Here is a 17,212-nt window from a genome sequence, read left to right as displayed (position 1 = left end):
AAAGGTGCTTCATTTTTTTTCGGTCAGGAACTTGCCTTGAGGGCCTTCGACGTTCTTCTGGCGACGGGTGTTGCCGTCCAGACCGCCATCGACGGCCCATTCCGCAAACACGGTCGGACCGGGTTCGAACTCGCGCGGCTGCCACTCGGCTGTCAGTTGGTCTTCGTCGGCGTAGTACTCGATCAAGCCACCGGCCGGATTCTTGAAGTACCAGAAGTACGCCGACGACACGGGATGCCGGCCCGGCCCGAGTTGCGTTTCCCAGCCCTTGCGCGAGAAGTGCAGGCCACCGCCGAACACTTCGTGGATGTCACGCACCGTGAACGCCACGTGGTTGAGCCCGCGCTTGCCCGAGGGGATCTGCAGCAGGAACAGATCGTGGTGGCCGCCATCCGGTGCGCAGCGCATGAAGGCGCCGCGATTGGGATAGCTGTCCGACGACACGAAGCCGAAGCGCTCGCGATAGAACGCACTCGTCGCCTGCACGTCGCTCACGAAGAACACCACGTGGCCCACTTCGATGGGCGTGGCGCGCTCGTAGATCGGTGCGGGCTGGTTGATGCGGAGCTTCGCGTTCCAGGTGTTCATTGCGCCGCAGTCGATCTCCACGGCGTGCTTGCGGCTGACCTGGAAGCGCACGGCCATGCCATTCGGATCGATGCAGCCGATGCGGCGCGCGCCGTCGACGATGCTGTCGACGAAGCCGGGATCCTTGGCAATCGCGGCGGCATAGCGGTCGAGGTCTGCACCGCTCTCGACGCCCCACACCACTTCGCGCAGCGTGGGCCCCTCCTCCATCGCCGGCGGAAGACCGGGCTTGTCCAACGCCGCGACGACGACCCGGCAGCCATTCAGGCACTCGAAGACGAGTTCGTCAGCGGCCTCGGACTTCAGGGTGAGGCCCCAGTCCTGGAAGAAGCCGCGGCAGGTGGGGAGGTCATCCGCCCCGTAGGTGATCTGGTCAATGCCCAAAACGCTCATATCAGTCTCTCCATTCAAGAAATACCGCGGAACCGGCTTCGCCGGGCCGCTGGTATTGCCCCCTGCAAGGGGGTTGGCGGCCACACGAAGTGGGCAAGCCTGGGGGTGTTCATGCCTCCGCCCAGGGCAGGGGCTGCTCGTTGGTGCCCCAGTACATGCTCTTCTGCTCCATGTACTGGAAGATGCCTTCGCGGCCCTTCTCGCGGCCGAGGCCGCTGTCGCGCCAGCCGCCGAAAGGCGTCGAGACGGAGAACTGCTTGTAGGTGTTGACCCAGACGGTGCCGGCCTGCACCGCACGGCCCAGGCGCCAGGCGCGCTTGAAGTCGCGGCTCCACACGCCGGCGGCGAGTGCGTAGACGCTGTCGTTGGCCTGCGCGATCAGTTCTTCCTCGTTGTCGAAGGGCATGGCGACCAGCACCGGTCCGAAGATTTCTTCCTGGCTGATGCGCGCGCTGTTGGTCAGGCCTTCCAGGATGGTCGGCGTATAGAAATAGCCCTTGTCGAACCCATTGCCATGCGGACGCACGCCGCCCGTGCGGATCCGGCCGCCTTCGTGCACGCCGAGTTCCACATAGCGCTCGATGCCTTCGCGGTGGCGCGCCGTGATCAGCGGGCCCATCTGCGTGTTCTCCGATGCCGGATCGCCAACACGCAGTGCATTCGCGCCTTCGGCGAGCCGCGTCAGGAACTCGTCGTAGATCGAGCGCGCGACGAACAGGCGCGAACCTGCGATGCACGATTCGCCCGACGAGCTGAAGATGCCGTAGAGCACGCCGTTGACGGCATGGTCGAGGTCCGCGTCTTCGAGCACCATGGTCGGCGACTTGCCGCCCAACTCCAGCGACACCGGCATCATCTTGTCGGCCGCGATGTGGGCGATGTGCTTGCCGGTGGTCGTGCCGCCGGTGAAGGACACGCGCTTGACCAGCGGATGCTTGGTGATGGCGTCGCCGATCACCGAACCCTTGCCCGGCAGCACGCTGACGATGCCCTTGGGCACGCCGGCTTCTTCGCAGATGCGCGCGAGTTCGAGCGCCATCAGCGGCGTGACTTCGGCGGGCTTGACGACCACCGCGTTGCCGGCCGCGAGCGCAGGCGCGAGCTTCTGTGCTTCGCTCGCGATCGGCGAGTTCCACGGCGTGATGGCTGCGACGACGCCCATGGGCTCGTGCACGCTCATCGTGACGAAGGCGCCGCGCGACGGCGTGATGGTTTCTTCCAGCGTCTCCAGCGCGGCGGCGAAGAACTGGAAGGTGCCGGCGGCGCTTGCCACCAGGTTGCGCGTCTCGTTGATCGGCTTGCCGTTGTCCAGGCGCTGCTTCTGGGCCAGCGATTCGCTTTGTTCGCGAATCAGGTGGGCCACACGGTGCAGGACCGCTGCGCGCTCGTGCGGCAGTTTCTGCGCCCAGCCGCTCGTCAGAAAGGCGTGGTGCGCGCGCGTGATGGCCTCATCCACATCGGCCAGAGTCGCGGCCCGCAGGCGCGCGATGGGCTCGCCGGTGGCCGGATAGAGGCTCTCGTAGACGTCGCCGCCGCCCAGGCGCCATTCGCCGGCGATGTTGAGGGGGAGCAGTTCGGAGGAAATCATGGGGTGTCTCGTTTCAGATCGCGAGGGCTGCCACGCGGTTGCGCAGTGCGCGCACGGCGCTGTAGACCGTGAGCGCGGATGTCTTGGGATTGGCCGCCAGCGGCTTGTTGCGCATGGTCAGTTCGAAGTCGCCAAAGGCGCCTTCGGCTTCGACCGTGTGGATGTTCTCGGTGACGGCCGGATCGGCGATCAGGCGCACGAAGGTGCGGTCCAGGCCTAGCCCGGCCAGCGACACCGTGGCTGCCACGTTGGCGTTCTTCGGATAGAGGGTGGCAGCCTCGCGGGCGCTGCCTTCGAAGATCACGGTCTCGCTGGTCAGCGCGCCCAGGTCGCGACCCTCCTCCGCTGGCGTACCCAGCCACGCATGCGGTGGCTTGCGGCCGGTGTAGCGCACGGTTTCGAGTCCGCCGACCCGGGCTGCAGCCAGCGCGTCGATGGCGCCGATGGCACCGGCAATCAATTGCACCTGCGTGCCGCCAGCGACGGCGGCGGCTTCGAGTTCTTCGGCGAAGCCCTGGGCCGAGAGCGCGCCCACGGAGGCGACGATGCAAGGCGTGCCGCGTTGCAGCGCCGGCAGCACGTGTGCCTTGATCGCAGCGTGGCCCGCGGCTTCGACCACGAGGTCGATGCCTTCGGCGGGTACGGACGACACGACCTGCGCGCGCGGTGCGAGCCGCTGCGCGGTGGCCTGCGCCGAAGCCAGTGCATCGGCCGGCACGACGATGGCCTTGATCTCCAGGGCGGCATCGCCCTGCAGCAGTTCCAGCACCGAGGTGCCGATGGCACCGCAGCCGATGAGCGCAATGCGCGTGATGGAAGACATGCGAGGCGCTCCGCTCACTTGGCCGTGCCGAGTGCAGGAATCTGCGTGATCGTGTTGGTCGGCGGGCCCGCGAAGGTGCTCTTGAAGCCGCCGATGGACAGCATGTCGATCTCGAGCAGGAAGGGACCGTCGGTGGACAACGCCTGGTCCAGGCGCGCCGGCAGGTCGTCCAGGCTCTGCACGCGGGCGTGCGGGAGCGCGATCGACTTGCACAGCAGGTCGTAGTCGGGCGTGTGCAGTTCGGCGTAGCAGCGGCGGCCGCCGTACTGCACGTCCTGGATGTTCTTGATGACGCCGTAGCTCTTGTCGTTCATGAGCACGATGACCATGGGCGCCTTCTCCTGCACCATGCAGGCCAACTCGCCCAGGTTGAGGATGAAGCCGCCGTCGCCGGCCAGGCAGAAGGTCTTGCGGCCCGAGCCTGTGACCGCGGCGCCGATGGCCGCGCCGATCGCCATGGGCATGCCCTGGCCAATGCCGCCGCCCGTAGCGTGCACGCCGGCGCTGGGTTCGAAGATGCGCAGTTCGCGGTTGCCCCAGGTGCTGTTGGAGACCGTCACGTCGCGCACCCAGTTGAAGTTGCGGCCTGCCACGGACTGGATCTGGCGAACGAGTTCGGCGTACGGGCCAAGGCCGTCACGCAACGTCGCCACCGCCTGGTCGTGTGCGGCGCGCAGGTCAACCAGCAGCTTGGGATCGGCCTTGTACTTCGCGGCTTCGAGGCGATCGGCCAGGCCTTCGAGTGCCAGCGCGGAGTCGCCGCAGACGAAGGCTTCGGTGGCGTAGCAGCGGCCTTCGGCAGCGGCGTCGGCGTCGATGCGGTACAGGGGGCGCGGGAGCTTCAGTTCGTACTTGAGCGTCTCGTTGCCGCGCAGGCGCGAGCCGACCACGAGCATGGCGTCGCAGGTCTGATAGAAATTCTCGACGGGCTTCTGGATGTTGTAGGCGCCGAGCGAGCCGGCATCATCCTCCGGCACCGTGCCGCGGCCTTGCGTGGTGGTGACCACGCCGAAGCCGAGCTTCTGCAGACGCCGGATCGCTGCGCCGGCATGACGGGCGCCACCACCGACCCACAGCAGCGGGCGCTTGGCCTTGGTCAGGCTTGCGGCCAGCGCATCGAGGCCCGCCACGGAAGGCACGGCGCGTTCGATGGGCAGCGGCGACAGGTCGACCGGCATCGTGGTGAGTGCGGACTGGATGTCGATCGGGATCTCGACGCTGACGGGGCCGGTCGGCGCGGTCATCGCCACTTGCACCGCGCGCTTGAGCGTGCCGAGCACGTTCTCGACGCTGCGCACGCGGAACGCGGCCTTCGAGATGGCCTTGAGCATCGTGAGCTGGTCGGGCGCCTCGTGGATGTACGACATGCCCTTGTCGATGTAGGGCGTCTCGATCTGGCCCGTGATGTGCAGCAGCGGTGCGCCGGCGGTCAGCGCCTCGACCATGCTGCCGGCGATGTTGCCCGCGGCGGGGCCGGTGCTGGTCACGCACACGCCGAGGCTGGCGGTGGAGCGTGCATAGGCGTCGGCCATGTTGCCCGCGCCCGCCTCGCCCCGCGCCGAGATGAAGCGGATGGCGCCGCGCTGCGCGAACGCATCGAGGATCGGCATGTTGTGGATCGAGATGACGCCGAACGCAGCCTTGACGCCGCATTGTTCGAGGAAGGCCGCGACGACTGCGCCGACGGTCACGGTGTTGTTGGGGTTATGCATGGCGGGAATGGCCTCCGGAGATGTCGATGTGGGCACCCGTCGTGTAGGAAGCGAGGGGCGAAGCGAGGAAGAGAATCGCGCGAGCGGCTTCGATCGGAAGTCCCAGGCGACCCAGCGGAATGTGTTTGCTCTGCGCGAGCTGGCTGCTCCACGCGGCCCAGTCGAGTTCGGTCTGCTCGCGGGCGTCGAAGCGACGGCGCCACTGCCCTGACTCGACCAGGCCGATCAGGATGCCGTTGACGCGCACGCCCTGCGGTGCGAACTCGGTGGCCATCGAGCGCACCAGGTTCAGCAGGCCGGCGCGTGCCGCGGAGGTCGCGACCATGTGCGGCTCGGGTTGGCGCGCGAGGAGTGAGTTGGCACAGACGATGGCCGCATCGCCGAGCACCGCACGCTGCGCCGCAAGCTGCGGCAGGAAGGCACGCGTCGGATTGATGACCGAGAAGAACTTCAGGTGCAGTTCTTCGGTCCATGCCGTGTCTTCGGTGTTGGCGAAGGTGGAGACGCGCCCCTGGCCGGCGTTGTTGATCAGCATCGAGGCCGGACCCAGCGCGGCCTCGCTCTCGGCAGCGAAACTCTGCACCGAGGCTGCGTCGAGCACATCGCAGGTGCGCGCGAAGATCCTGGCCTGCGGCCGGGCCTCACGCAGGCCGGCAACGGCGCGATCGAGCCGCTCCGCATTGCGGCCGCACAGGGCCACGGCAGCGCCGCAGTCCAGCAACAGCTCGACCGTTGCGAGGCCGATGCCGGAGGAGCCACCGGTCACGACGGCCACGCGGCCGGCCAGCGCATCGGCGGCGAAGAAGGAGGGAGAAAGGGTCGGCGTCGTCATGTTCTTGGTGCCCGCGGGCTCAGGCGCGTTGGCCGCCTCTCAGCGGAACGACCTTGCCCGAGGGCGAATAGTTGAGGAGGCCCGAGATGGCATCGGCGGTGTCGCGCACGCGCTGCACCATCTCCTCCATGCGGGCTTCGTCGATATGGCCCGAGGTGATGGTGGCGCCCAGCGCGGCCACGATGTGGCCGCTGTGGTCGCGCACGGGCGAGGCGATGGTGGAGATGTTCGATTCGAAGAAGCCCTCGCCCAGCACATAGCCGCGCGTGCGGTCGGCCTGGACCATGTCGAACAGTTCGTTGACCGTCTTGGGCGTGCTCGGCGAGAAGGTTTCGAGCTTGTCCTCGGGGTAGAGCGCACGCAGCTGGGTCAACGTCAGGTCTTCGAGCAGGATGCGACCGAGGACCGTGGCATGCGCGGGCAGGCGGGTGCCTACGGTGACCGAGCTGGCAAAGGGCGTCGGCGGTGCGACCTTCGCGACATAGACGATCGAGCGCCCATCGCGCACCACCAGGTTGCAGGGCGTGCGCAGCTCTTCGCACAGGCGCTGCAGCAGCGGCGTACCGAGCTGGGTCAACTCCAGCGAGGCCAGGTATTCGAAGCCGAGGCGCAGCACGGCCAGCCCCAGACGATAGTCGCGGCCGCCTTCGGTCTTCTCGAGGAAACCCATGCTTTCGAGCGTCGTGAGCAGACGGAACACCGTCGAGCGCGGCAGGTCGAAGCGGCGCGCGAGTTCGGGCGCGGAGAGCGTGCGGTTCTCGCGGCTGAATTCGCAGAGGACGCGCAGTCCACGTTCGAGTGCCGGGACGTTGTAGCGGTCCGCCCCTTCTTCCATCGCATCGTTGCCGGTCGTGTTCATAAGTCTCCGTTTGATTTGTTCTGGGTGCGTTCAGGCAGACAGCGCATCGCGCAGGATCGCGGCGACGGCGGCAGGCTGCTCCACGTAGCTCGCGTGGCCCGCGCCTTCGATCAGTTCGAGCGAAACGCCACACTTCTGGGCGACCTCGGCACAGCCTGCCGGAGAGGTCACCACGTCGAGCGCGCCACAGGCGACGCGCACCGGCATCGCGGGCGGCAGGTCGGCCAGCAGGTCGCCGCCGCACAGCAACTCGACCGCCTGCCGATAGCCGGCATCGTTCAGCCGGGACATGTTCCAGCGCACCCATTGGCGCGCCGTTTCGCTCGCGTTGTCGGACAACAGCCGGCCCGAGCGCTTCGCGGCCATGCCGACGATGCCGAGCTGGCCCAACGTGTCCATCCGTTCCGAATGCACGCGTTCACGAGCGTCGGCGCGACCGGGCGTGCCGTAGCCCGCCGCGGGGCTGATCAGCACCAGCCGACGGATGCGCGTCGCCAGCGCCGAGCCTGCACGCGCGGCCGAAGCAGCAGTGAGCGCACCGAGCGAATGACCGACCAGCACGCAGGATTCAATCTCCAGCGCATCGAGCAATCCGTGCAGACGCGCGGCATAGTCCACGGCGGTAGGAACCGCGGGCGCGACGGGCGTGGACTCGCCGTAGCCCGGCGCGTCCCATGCAATCAGCCGCGCGCGCGGTGCGAGCAGCGACGCCGTATCGAGCCACGATGCCGCGCCGGAACCGATGCCATGCAGGCACACCAGCGCCGGGCCCGTGCCGCATTCGCGCACGGAAACCACCGCACCGCCGCCCACCGGCACGCGACGCGCCGGAAAGCGCGCATCGAGCCGGTCCAGCTCGGAAGGCGGTGGCGTCATGGCGTCAATGGCAGATGCATGGGTCATTGGGTCAACGATTCATTCAAGAGATACCGCGGAACCGGCTCCGCCGGGCCGCTGGTATCGCCCCCTGCAAGGGGGTGGGCGGCCACACGAAGTGGGCAAGCCTGGGGGTGATGCTCTATCTTTTGATCTTGGCGAGGGGGTGGTCGGCCGGGTAGGTCGGCGTGACGGGCTTCTTGGCGCCGAGCATCACGCACATCAGCGCGTCTTCGTCGCCGATGTTGATTTCCTCGCGGTACACGCCGGGCGGCACCGAGATCAGGTCGCGGTCGGTCATGATGGTTTCGAAGCGCTCGCCGTCCTTCTCGAGAACGACCTTGAGCTTGCCGCGGATCAGGAAGAACACTTCCTCCACGTCCGTGTGCAGGTGCGGCGGGCCTTCGTGGCCGGCGGGGATCACCATCGTGGAGAAGGTGAAGTTCTCGGCCGGCACGGTGTTGACGTCCTTCGCGACGCCGGTGCCGCCGGTGCCGACATAGCGCATCTGGGCGCGGCGGAACTTGGGGTCGAAATCGGCCTGGAACTTCAACGCATCCCAGTCGTACTTGCGCGTCGAGTAGCGCGCGATGCGGGTGTTCATCCACGCTTCGAGGCTGGCGCCTTCCGGGCGCTCCCAGGAGGGTGCAGTGCTGTCGATGTTTTGTTGTTCGGACAAATCGCTCATCGGGAAACTCCTTGGTCGAGAAAAATCAATGCATCACAAAGCCGCCGTTGACGGCGAGCAACTGGCCTGTCATGAAGCGCGACAGACCGGACAGGGCGAAGAGAACCGCGCCGCAGACGTCGACCGCCTGCTGTTCGCGCGGGATGGAGCGGCCTTCCAGGTACTTCTGATGCCGCGCCAAGGGCACGTATTCGGTGGCTTCCACCAGCGTGAGGCCGGGCGCCACGGCGTTGACCGTGATGCCATCGCCGCCCCACTCGCGCGACAGCGAACGCGTCATGGAGATGACCGCGCCTTTGCTCGATGCGTAGGCCAGCAGGTTCGGTGCGCCCCACAGCGCGGTGTCGGACGCGAGGTTGACGATGGCGCCGCGGCCGCTCTGCGCGAGGGCGGGCTGGCACGCGCGGCTCATGAGCCAGGTGCCGCGCACGTTGACGTCCATCACGCGGTCCCACATGTCGATCTCGAGCGCGTGCGCGTCGCGTCCGCCCGAGTTGGTGATGGCCGCGTTGTTGACGAGGCCGTCCAAGCCGCCGAGCAGCTTGACCGCATCGGCAGCGCCCTCCGCGATCGACGCCGGATCGCACAGGTCGACGGTCAGGGCGTGCGCCGTGAAGCCGTCTTCGCGCAGCGCCTGCGCCTCGACCTGCGCGAGGTCGGCAAGGATGTCGGCGAGCACCACGCTGGCGCCCGCCTTCGCGATGCACTTGGCAAAGGCGAGCCCAAGACCGCGCGCGGCGCCAGTCACGAGCACGCGACGGCCTGCCAGCAGGTTCGACGGCAATTCAGCGAGCAGAGCCTGCAGGCTGGCGGGATCGGCGGTGGTGTTGACTTGGGTCATGTGATCAGTCCGCCTGGATGCCCAGTTCCTTGATGATCCGGCCGAAGCGCTCGAAGTCGGCGGCATTGGTCTTGGCGAGCGTCTCGGGGGTGCCGCCCAGCGGCAGCGCGCCCAGGACGGCCATCTTGGAGGCAACGTCCGGCATCTTGAGGATCTCGTTGAAGTGGCCGTTCAGCGTCTTCACGATGTCGGCGGGCATGCCCTTGGGCCCGAACAGACCGTGCCAGGCGGTGACTTCGACGTCCTTGTAGCCCAGCTCCTGGAAGGTCGGCACGTTGGGTGCGAGCGGCGACCGCTGGTGGTCTGCCACGGCCAGCACGGCCATCTTGCCGTTGGGCAGGTAAGGCGCGACCGGGCCCAGCGTGATGTAGGTCAAGGGCACATGGCCGCCGAGCACGTCGTTGACGGCCGGCGCCACGCCGCGGTAGGGCACGTGGCGAATGTTCAGGCCAGCCGCCTTGTTGACCATCTCGCCGAGGATGTGCATCGGCGAGCCGCTGCCGGGGCTGGCGTAGGACAGGGGCTGCGCCTTGGCGGCGGCCGGCAGGTCCTTGAAGTTCTTGATGCCGGAGGCGGTGCTGGCCACCAGGGCCAGCGGCAAGGTGCCCGTCTGGATGATGGGCGTGAAACCGTTCAGCACGTCGTAACTCGACGAGCCGTTGGTCTTCAGGACGAGCTGCGCAATGGAGAACGTGCTGGGCGCCAGCAGCAGCGTGTAGCCGTCCGCGGGCGCCTTGGCGACGTAGCTGCTGCCGATGACACCGCTGGCGCCCGGCCGGTTGTCGACCACCACGGGCTGGCCGATGCGGGTGGACAGCTTCTCGGCGAACAGGCGCGCGAGCGCGTCGGTGTCGCCGCCGGCCGGATAGGCCACCACCAACGTGACGGGCTTGCTCGGGAAGCCCTGGGCCCAGACCGGAGCGGCTGCGCTTGCGGCCGCTATCGAGAGGGCGAGAGCCAGAGCCTGGCGACGTGTCTGCTTCATCATGGTCGTTGCGATCCGTGGAGGTGTAATTGAGTGCCGGGTCCGCCAAAGTGCCGACGCCGACGGACCGACTTGAAGCGCGATCCACCTGCCTCGGTTGTTTCACTAATAAAACAGTGGTTTATCAATGGAACGGTTGACGAAGAATAATCTGGAAACCTTCGTCATAGATAGGTAAAAACCCTATCTTTTACGTCCACTTACTTGGAGACGATGGAGACATGAAGCGATTCGTACCTGCCCTCGCTCTCGCCCTCCTCGCCCCGGTCGCCGCCCCTGCGCTGCACGCCGCAACGCTCGAGACGCGCACGTACACGGTGGAGATCACGCCCCTGTGCGGCGAGCGCGTGACGGATTGCGAGCAGTTCGCCTATGCCGACACCCACAAGCGCACCGGCAGCCACCTCAACATGGTCGGCAAACCGGGGCAGCGCCCCTGCCCGCCCGGCAACGCGCCCTGCAATCCGATGGGCTGGCAGTTCCACGACGGCAACGCCAGCTACTTCGTCGGGCAGGACGGATGGCTGATCGTCACGCAAGGCAGCAAGACGATCCTTCGCGAACAGGGCGCCTGGCGCGAGCGCTGAGCACACATCGCCTGAGTAGCGCCTGACATCCGGGGGCGGGACATACCCCGACGGCGATGACGGCTGTTCGACAGCTTGTCTTCCTACGATGAAGGACTGCGCCCGACGCGGCGATCCGTTCCTCCAAGGAGACATCCATGAGCACAGCCACCCTGGCCCCCGGCCACGCCGCGCCCCCTCAAAGCACCTCCAAGCTCGGCGCCGTGCTGCGCGTGACCAGCGGCAACTTTCTCGAACAGTTCGACTTCTTCCTGTTCGGCTTCTACGCCACCTATATCTCCAAGGCCTTCTTTCCCGCGAGCAGCGATTTCGCTTCGCTGATGCTGACCTTCGCCGTCTTCGGCGCGGGCTTCCTGATGCGGCCTCTGGGCGCGATCATCCTCGGCGCCTACATCGACGAAGTGGGACGACGCAAGGGTTTGATCGTGACGCTGGGCATCATGGCCAGCGGCACCGTGCTCATCGCCTTCGTGCCGGGCTACGCGACGATCGGCGCGCTCGCACCGGTCCTGGTGCTTCTGGGCCGGCTGCTGCAGGGCTTCTCGGCCGGCGCCGAACTGGGCGGCGTCTCGGTGTATCTCTCGGAGATGGCCACGCCCGGCCACAAGGGCTTCTACACCGCCTGGCAATCGGCCAGCCAGCAGGTCGCCATCGTGCTGGCCGCCGCACTGGGCTTCGCGCTCAACGAAGTGATGGCGCCGACCGCGCTGGCCGACTGGGGATGGCGGATTCCGTTCTTCGTGGGCTGCATGATCATCCCGTGCATCTTCGTCCTGCGCCGCTCGCTGCAGGAGACCGAGGCCTTCCAGGCGCGCAAGCACCATCCGAGCACGCGCGAGGTGTTCCAGTCCATGGTGCGCAACTGGAGGGTCGTGCTGGCCGGGATGCTGCTGGTCGCGATGACCACCACGACCTTCTACCTGATCACCGTCTACACGCCGACTTTCGGCAAGACCGTGCTGCACCTGAGCGCGAAGGACAGCCTGATCGTCACGCTGCTGGTCGCCGTCACCAACTTCATCTGGCTGCCGATCGGCGGCGCGCTGTCGGACCGCATCGGGCGCAAGCCGCTGCTGCTGGCGGTCACCATCCTGGCCATCTTCACCGCCTACCCCGCGATGCACTGGCTCGCCGCGGCGCCGAGTTTCGGCCGCATGCTGGACGTGCTGCTCTGGTTCTCGTTCCTGTTCGGCATGTACAACGGCGCGATGGTCGTGGCCCTCACGGAGGTGATGCCGGTGGAAGTCCGCGTGGTGGGCTTCTCGCTCGCCTACAGCCTGGCGACGGCGGTCTTCGGCGGCTTCACGCCCGCCATCTCGACCTGGCTGATCGAATCGACCGGCGACAAGGCCGCGCCGGCCTACTGGCTCAGCTTCGCCGCGGTCTGCGGGCTGGGGGCGACATTGGCGCTCTATCGCAAGGGCCGACGCCCGGCGGTCGCCTAGCGCGGCAGAATCGGGGGATGAGCACCACCCTCCCCGCGGCCGTGGTTTCGGCCTTCACGCCCACCGGCGCGCTGCGCGCCTCCATCAATCTCGGCAACCCGATCCTCGCGAACAGGGATGCCGCCACCGGGGAGCCGGCCGGCGTCTCGATCGATCTCGCGCGTGAGTTCGCGCGGCGGCTCGGCGTTGCCATCGAACTCGTGGTGTTCGAGAAGGCCGCCGCTTCGGTCGACGCGGTCCGCAACGAGCAGGCCGACATCGGCTTCTTCGCGATCGATCCGCTGCGCAGCGAAGGCATGCAGTTCACGGCGCCCTATGTGCTGATCGAGGGCAGCTACCTCGTTCCCGCCGGCTCCCCAATCCAGCGCAACGAAGACGTGGACCGCGATGCCCACCGGATCGCCGTGGGTGCCGGCAGTGCCTACGACCTCTTCCTCACGCGCGAAATCAAGCAGGCGCAGATCGTGCGCGTGCAAGGCGCCAAGGGAGTGATGGAGAGCCTCCGTGCAGGCCAGGTCAACGTGGCAGCAGGCATCCGCCAGGTGCTCGAAGCCGAAGCCCGGAAGGCGCCGGAGTTGCGGCTGCTCCCGGGACGCTTCATGGTGATACAGCAGGCGATGGGCACGCCCTCCTCGCGCGGCAGCGAAGCCGGTGCGGCGCTCAGCGCATTCGTCGAGGAGATGAAGGCGAGCGGTTTCGTGGCCGATGCGCTCGCCCGGCATCGCATCCAGGGTGCCAGCGTGGCGCCCGCGGGCCGCCATCCCGCGTAGCGCCTGCGCGCAATCTACAAACGCATTTCCGCCAGCAACTGCTGCGGCGTCCAACGCGTCTTGCGCTCCGGCCAGGCCTCCAGCAGTTCGACCATCTTCGCGCTGAGCGGGGCGTGCACGCCGTTCGCCTCGGCGAGTCGCACCACTTCACCGCACAGGGCATCGATCTCCGTGCGCCGCCCGAGCGCCAGATCGTCGGCCATGCTCGAACGCGCCTTGGCATCGATTCGCAGCATGCGCGCCGCGACCAGCCGGAACAGCGGCGTCGGCAGCCGAAGAATGGCCGGCAGGCGACGTGCCGGCACAGCCGCGAGTTGAGCCGGCGCAATGCCGGCCTTGCCCAGCGCGGCAAGTGCCTCGTCCATCAACGCGGCGAGGCAGCGGCGGTAGCCACGCTGCAGCAGCTCGTCGCGCAAGGGCAATCCCGACAGCGCGTTGACCGGGTTGTTGAGATTCAGCAGCAGCTTGCCCCACTGAATCGGCAAGAGATCGGGATGAAGATCGATGGGCACGCCCGCGCGCTCGAACACCGCGACCCATCGCCGCAGCGCAGGGTCATCCTTCGCGGCCAGCCGGCCGACCGTGCCGCGATGGAAGGCGCCGGCGCCGATCTCCGCGACGTTGTATGGGACCATCGCGGGAAGGATGTTCAGCTTCGGCGCGGCTTGCGAAGCCACAGCAGCGTTCGAGATGCCGTTCTGCAACGACAGGACCGGCGTGCCCGCAGGCAGCACGGCGCCCAGTTCGGCGGCCGCTTCCTCGGTGGCGCCGCTCTTGACGGTCAGCAGCACCAGGGCGGGCCGCACGCCTGCCGGCACCTGATCCGACAGCCGCAGGATGTCCGGCGAAACCTGGCGGCGCGTGCCATCGAGATCGGTGAGCGTCAGGCCATGCAGAGCAACGTCGCCCAGCACACGCGGGCGACCCACGAGTGCGACCCGAACACCCGCCGCCGCCAGACTGCCGCCGATGAAGCACCCGATGGTGCCAGCCCCCATGACGAGGACATCGGCAGCCAGCTCGTCGCTCATCCGTTCGATTGGAGACGTTCGGCAACCCAGCCCTGCACCGACTTCAGTGCGGCCGGTACGCCGGCCGCATCGGTGCCGCCGGCCATTGCCATGTCGGCCTTGCCGCCACCCTTGCCGCCGACCTGCTGGGCGACGAAATTGACCAACTCGCCCGCCTTCACCTTGCCCATGGTGTCGGAGGTGACGCCCGCTGCGATCTGCACCTTGGCGCCGTCGACGGCCGCGAGCACGATGGCGGCGGTCTTGAGCTTGTCCTTGAGCTTGTCCATGGTTTCGCGCAGCGTCTTGGCGTCCGCGCCGTCGAGCTTGGCGGCGAGCACCTTGATGCCGCCGACGTCGACCGCCTGGGCCAGCAGTTCGTCGCCCTTGGAAGACGCGAGCTTGCCCTTGAGCGAACCGACCTCGCGTTCCAGCGCGCGCACCTGGTCGAGCACCTGCGTGAGACGTGCCTGCAACTCGGACGACGGCGTCTTCAGCGTGGCCGCGACGCTGTTGACGGTCGCTTCCAGCTGCTGCAGATAGGCCAGCGCGTTGGCGCCGGTCACGGCCTCGATGCGGCGAACGCCGGCGGCCACGCCGCCTTCGCTCACGATCTTGAAGAGCCCGATGTCGCCCGTGCGGGAAACGTGCGTGCCGCCGCACAGCTCGCGGCTGCTGCCGATGTCGAGCACGCGCACCGTGTCGCCGTACTTCTCGCCGAAGAGCATCACGGCGCCGGTCTTCTGTGCCGACTCCATGTCCATCAGACGCGCCTGCGTGGCTTCGTTGGCGAGGATTTCGGCATTGACCCTGCGCTCGATCTCCAGGATCTGCTCGGCCGAGACGGGTGCGTTGTGTGCGAAGTCGAAGCGGGTCTTGTCGGCATCGACCAGCGAGCCTTTCTGCTGCACGTGCTCGCCCAGCACTTCGCGCAAGGCCTTGTGCATCAGGTGGGTGACGCTGTGGTTGCGCATGGTGGCGGCGCGGCGCGCGGTGTCGACGCGGGCCGTGACCGCATCGCCGACCTTGAGGGTGCCTTGGGTCTGCGTGCCATGGTGGCCGAAGACATCAGCCTTGATCTTCTGCGTGTCCTCGACGCCGAACTGCACGCCTTCGGCGACCAGCACGCCCTGGTCGCCGACCTGGCCGCCGCTCTCGGCGTAGAAGGGCGTGGTGTCGAGCACGACGATGCCGGGCTGGCCCTCGGCCAGTTGCTGCACCGGGGCGCCTTCGAAATACAGCGCAACGACCTTGGCCTTTTCTTCGAGGTGCTCGTAGCCGGTGAAGGCATTGCCCGCGCCGGTGTATTCGACCGCGCGCTCCATCTTGAACTTGCCGGCGGCGCGGCCCGCAGCCTTCTGCTTTTCCATGGCAGCGCTGAAGCCGGCTTCATCGACGGCGACGCCGCGTTCGCGGCACACGTCGGCCGACAGGTCGAGCGGGAAGCCGTAGGTGTCGTGCAGCTTGAAGGCCACGTCACCCGGCAGCACCTTGGCCCCATCGGCGAGCGCCGAGTCGAGGATTTCCATGCCGTTCGCGAGGGTCTCGAAGAAGCGCTCCTCCTCGGCCTTCAGGGTGTCGGTGATGCGCTTCTCGTCGGCCCTGAGCTTGGGGTAGGCGTCGCCCATCAGTGCGACGAGGTCGGGCACCAGCTTGTGGAAGAAGGGCTTCTTCTGGCCGAGCTTGTAGCCGTGGCGGATGGCGCGGCGCACGATGCGGCGCTGCACGTAGCCGCGACCTTCGTTCGACGGGATCACGCCGTCGGCCACCAGGAAGGCGGTGGCGCGGATGTGGTCGGCGATCACGCGCAGGCTCTTGTTGCCGAGGTCCTTCTCGCCGGTCTCGCGCGACGCGGCCTTGATGAGCGCGTCGAACAGGTCGATCTCGTAGTTGCTGTGCACATGCTGCAGGATCGCGGCCAGGCGCTCCAGGCCCATGCCGGTGTCGACGCAGGGTGCGGGCAGCGGCTTCACGCTGCCGTCGGGCTGCATGTCGAACTGCATGAACACGTTGTTCCAGATCTCGATGTAGCGGTCGCCGTCTTCATCCGGGCTGCCGGGCGGGCCGCCGGCGATCTCGGGGCCGTGGTCGTAGAAGATCTCGCTGCAGGGACCGCAGGGGCCGGTGTCGGCCATCATCCAGAAGTTGTCGGACATGTAGCGGCCGCCCTTGTTGTCACCGATGCGCACGACGCGCTCGGGCGGCAGGCCGATTTCCTTCGTCCAGATGTCGTAGGCCTCGTCGTCCTCGATGTAGACGGTGGCCCAGAGCTTCTCGGCCGGCAGCTTGTAGACCTGGGTCAGCAGCTCGAAGGCCCACTTGAGCGACTCGCGCTTGAAGTAGTCGCCGAAGCTCCAGTTGCCCAGCATCTCGAAGAAGGTGTGGTGGCGCGCGGTGTAGCCGACGTTCTCGAGGTCGTTGTGCTTGCCGCCGGCCCGCAGGCAGGCCTGGACGGAGGCGGCGCGCACGTAGGGGCGCTTGTCGGTGCCGAGGAACACGTCCTTGAACTGCACCATGCCGGAGTTGGTGAACATCAAGGTCGGGTCGTTGGCCGGCACCAGCGAGCTCGAGGGCACGACGGTGTGACCCTTGGTCGCGAAGAAATCGAGGAACGACTTGCGGATATCGGCGACGCTGAAGGTGGGCTGGCTCATCTTGGGTTTTTGGCTTGTGGCGAAGGCGGCCGGTTGCGGGCAGCCCCTGCATCGAACCCACCTAACTGCTTGATCTGCTGAACATTCCATTATAGGTTTGGGGAAGCATCCGGGGCACGAGCGCAGCCCGGCCGCCCGAAGGCGCCCAACGGCGCCCGCACCGCAGTGCGTCCCACGGAGGTTCTCGAATGTCCAACCGCGTCCTGGCCGATGCCATCCTGGTGCTGCACGGCCTCTTCATCCTGTTCGCCGTGGCCGGCGGCGTGCTGGTCTGGCGCTGGCCGCGGCTGGCCTGGCTGCACCTGCCGGCGGTCGCGTGGGCCGCGTGGGTGGCCTGGTCCGGATGGGAATGCCCGCTGACGCCGTTCGAGAACGAATTGCGCCGCGCGGCCGGCCAGGCCGGCTACAGCGGCGGATTCATCGACCACTACCTGCTGGGTGTGATCTATCCCGAGGGTCTCACGCGCGGCGCACAGATCGCATCCGGCACTTTCGTCGCGGTCCTCAACCTGGGAGCGTATGCGCTGCTGATTCGCGGACGGCGCCGGAAACGAGGCTGAC

16 protein-coding genes are annotated in these 17,212 nt (G+C 67.4%); 4 read left to right on the top strand and 12 right to left on the bottom strand.

What is annotated here, in order from left to right; translation table 11 throughout:
- Positions 1-9 precede the first annotated feature (9 nt).
- The 10 genes from QTH90_RS00335 to QTH90_RS00290 form a co-directional block, all read right to left on the bottom strand.
- A complete protein-coding gene (locus QTH90_RS00335; protein WP_286662565.1) occupies positions 10-981 on the bottom strand; it encodes a VOC family protein in 972 nt (323 codons plus the stop codon).
- 109 nt (positions 982-1,090) lie between these two features.
- Positions 1,091-2,569 (bottom strand): aldehyde dehydrogenase, encoded by a 1,479-nt coding sequence (locus tag QTH90_RS00330; protein ID WP_286662564.1) that lies wholly within the window; start codon positions 2,567-2,569, stop codon positions 1,091-1,093.
- 13 nt (positions 2,570-2,582) lie between these two features.
- Positions 2,583-3,392, bottom strand: a complete 810-nt coding sequence (locus QTH90_RS00325) for an aspartate dehydrogenase (protein WP_444814660.1) — start codon at positions 3,390-3,392, stop codon at positions 2,583-2,585.
- 14 nt (positions 3,393-3,406) lie between these two features.
- Positions 3,407-5,104 (bottom strand): thiamine pyrophosphate-binding protein, encoded by a 1,698-nt coding sequence (locus QTH90_RS00320; RefSeq protein ID WP_286662563.1) that lies wholly within the window; start codon positions 5,102-5,104, stop codon positions 3,407-3,409.
- Entirely contained in the window at positions 5,097-5,936 is an 840-nt protein-coding gene (locus QTH90_RS00315) for an SDR family oxidoreductase (RefSeq protein ID WP_286662562.1), read from the bottom strand. The genes QTH90_RS00320 and QTH90_RS00315 overlap by 8 nt, the downstream gene beginning before the upstream one ends.
- Positions 5,937-5,955: 19 nt before the next feature.
- Positions 5,956-6,795: an IclR family transcriptional regulator gene (locus QTH90_RS00310; protein ID WP_286662561.1), complete on the bottom strand. Its 840-nt coding sequence runs from the start codon at positions 6,793-6,795 to the stop codon at positions 5,956-5,958.
- 30 nt (positions 6,796-6,825) lie between these two features.
- Positions 6,826-7,698: an alpha/beta fold hydrolase gene (locus tag QTH90_RS00305; protein WP_286662560.1), complete on the bottom strand. Its 873-nt coding sequence runs from the start codon at positions 7,696-7,698 to the stop codon at positions 6,826-6,828.
- 115 nt (positions 7,699-7,813) lie between these two features.
- The gene (locus QTH90_RS00300; protein WP_286566658.1) at positions 7,814-8,359 is read right to left on the bottom strand and encodes a cupin domain-containing protein; all 546 of its coding nucleotides are present in this window, start codon (positions 8,357-8,359) and stop codon (positions 7,814-7,816) included.
- Positions 8,360-8,384: 25 nt separating this feature from the next.
- A complete protein-coding gene (locus QTH90_RS00295) occupies positions 8,385-9,200 on the bottom strand; it encodes an SDR family oxidoreductase (protein WP_286662559.1) in 816 nt (271 codons plus the stop codon).
- A 4-nt stretch (positions 9,201-9,204) separates the two neighbouring features.
- A complete protein-coding gene (locus tag QTH90_RS00290; protein WP_286664425.1) occupies positions 9,205-10,185 on the bottom strand; it encodes a Bug family tripartite tricarboxylate transporter substrate binding protein in 981 nt (326 codons plus the stop codon).
- Positions 10,186-10,406: 221 nt separating this feature from the next.
- Between QTH90_RS00290 and QTH90_RS00285 the strand changes: the two genes are divergently transcribed.
- The 3 genes from QTH90_RS00285 to QTH90_RS00275 all read left to right on the top strand — a co-directional run bounded on the left by QTH90_RS00285 (position 10,407) and on the right by QTH90_RS00275 (position 12,987).
- Entirely contained in the window at positions 10,407-10,772 is a 366-nt protein-coding gene (locus tag QTH90_RS00285) for a hypothetical protein (protein ID WP_286662558.1), read from the top strand.
- A gap of 137 nt (positions 10,773-10,909) precedes the next feature.
- Positions 10,910-12,217 (top strand): MFS transporter, encoded by a 1,308-nt coding sequence (locus tag QTH90_RS00280; protein ID WP_286662557.1) that lies wholly within the window; start codon positions 10,910-10,912, stop codon positions 12,215-12,217.
- A 17-nt stretch (positions 12,218-12,234) separates the two neighbouring features.
- Positions 12,235-12,987, top strand: a complete 753-nt coding sequence (locus tag QTH90_RS00275) for an ABC transporter substrate-binding protein (protein WP_286662556.1) — start codon at positions 12,235-12,237, stop codon at positions 12,985-12,987.
- 14 nt (positions 12,988-13,001) lie between these two features.
- Here the strand turns inward: QTH90_RS00275 and QTH90_RS00270 are convergent, their stop codons facing one another.
- Together QTH90_RS00270 and alaS are read right to left on the bottom strand one after the other, a co-directional pair.
- A complete protein-coding gene (locus QTH90_RS00270) occupies positions 13,002-14,018 on the bottom strand; it encodes a 2-dehydropantoate 2-reductase (protein ID WP_286662555.1) in 1,017 nt (338 codons plus the stop codon).
- The gene (gene alaS, locus QTH90_RS00265) at positions 14,015-16,651 is read right to left on the bottom strand and encodes an alanine--tRNA ligase (RefSeq protein WP_286662554.1); all 2,637 of its coding nucleotides are present in this window, start codon (positions 16,649-16,651) and stop codon (positions 14,015-14,017) included. Before alaS ends, QTH90_RS00270 begins: the two co-directional genes overlap by 4 nt.
- A 188-nt stretch (positions 16,652-16,839) precedes the next feature.
- Between alaS and QTH90_RS00260 the strand changes: the two genes are divergently transcribed.
- Positions 16,840-17,211, top strand: a complete 372-nt coding sequence (locus QTH90_RS00260) for a DUF2784 domain-containing protein (RefSeq protein ID WP_286662553.1) — start codon at positions 16,840-16,842, stop codon at positions 17,209-17,211.
- Position 17,212: the final 1 nt, after the last annotated feature.

The organism is Variovorax flavidus (assembly GCF_030317145.1).
Taxonomy (GTDB): Bacteria; Pseudomonadota; Gammaproteobacteria; order Burkholderiales; family Burkholderiaceae_C; genus Variovorax; species Variovorax flavidus.
This window is presented reverse-complemented; position numbering and strand designations above follow the sequence as displayed.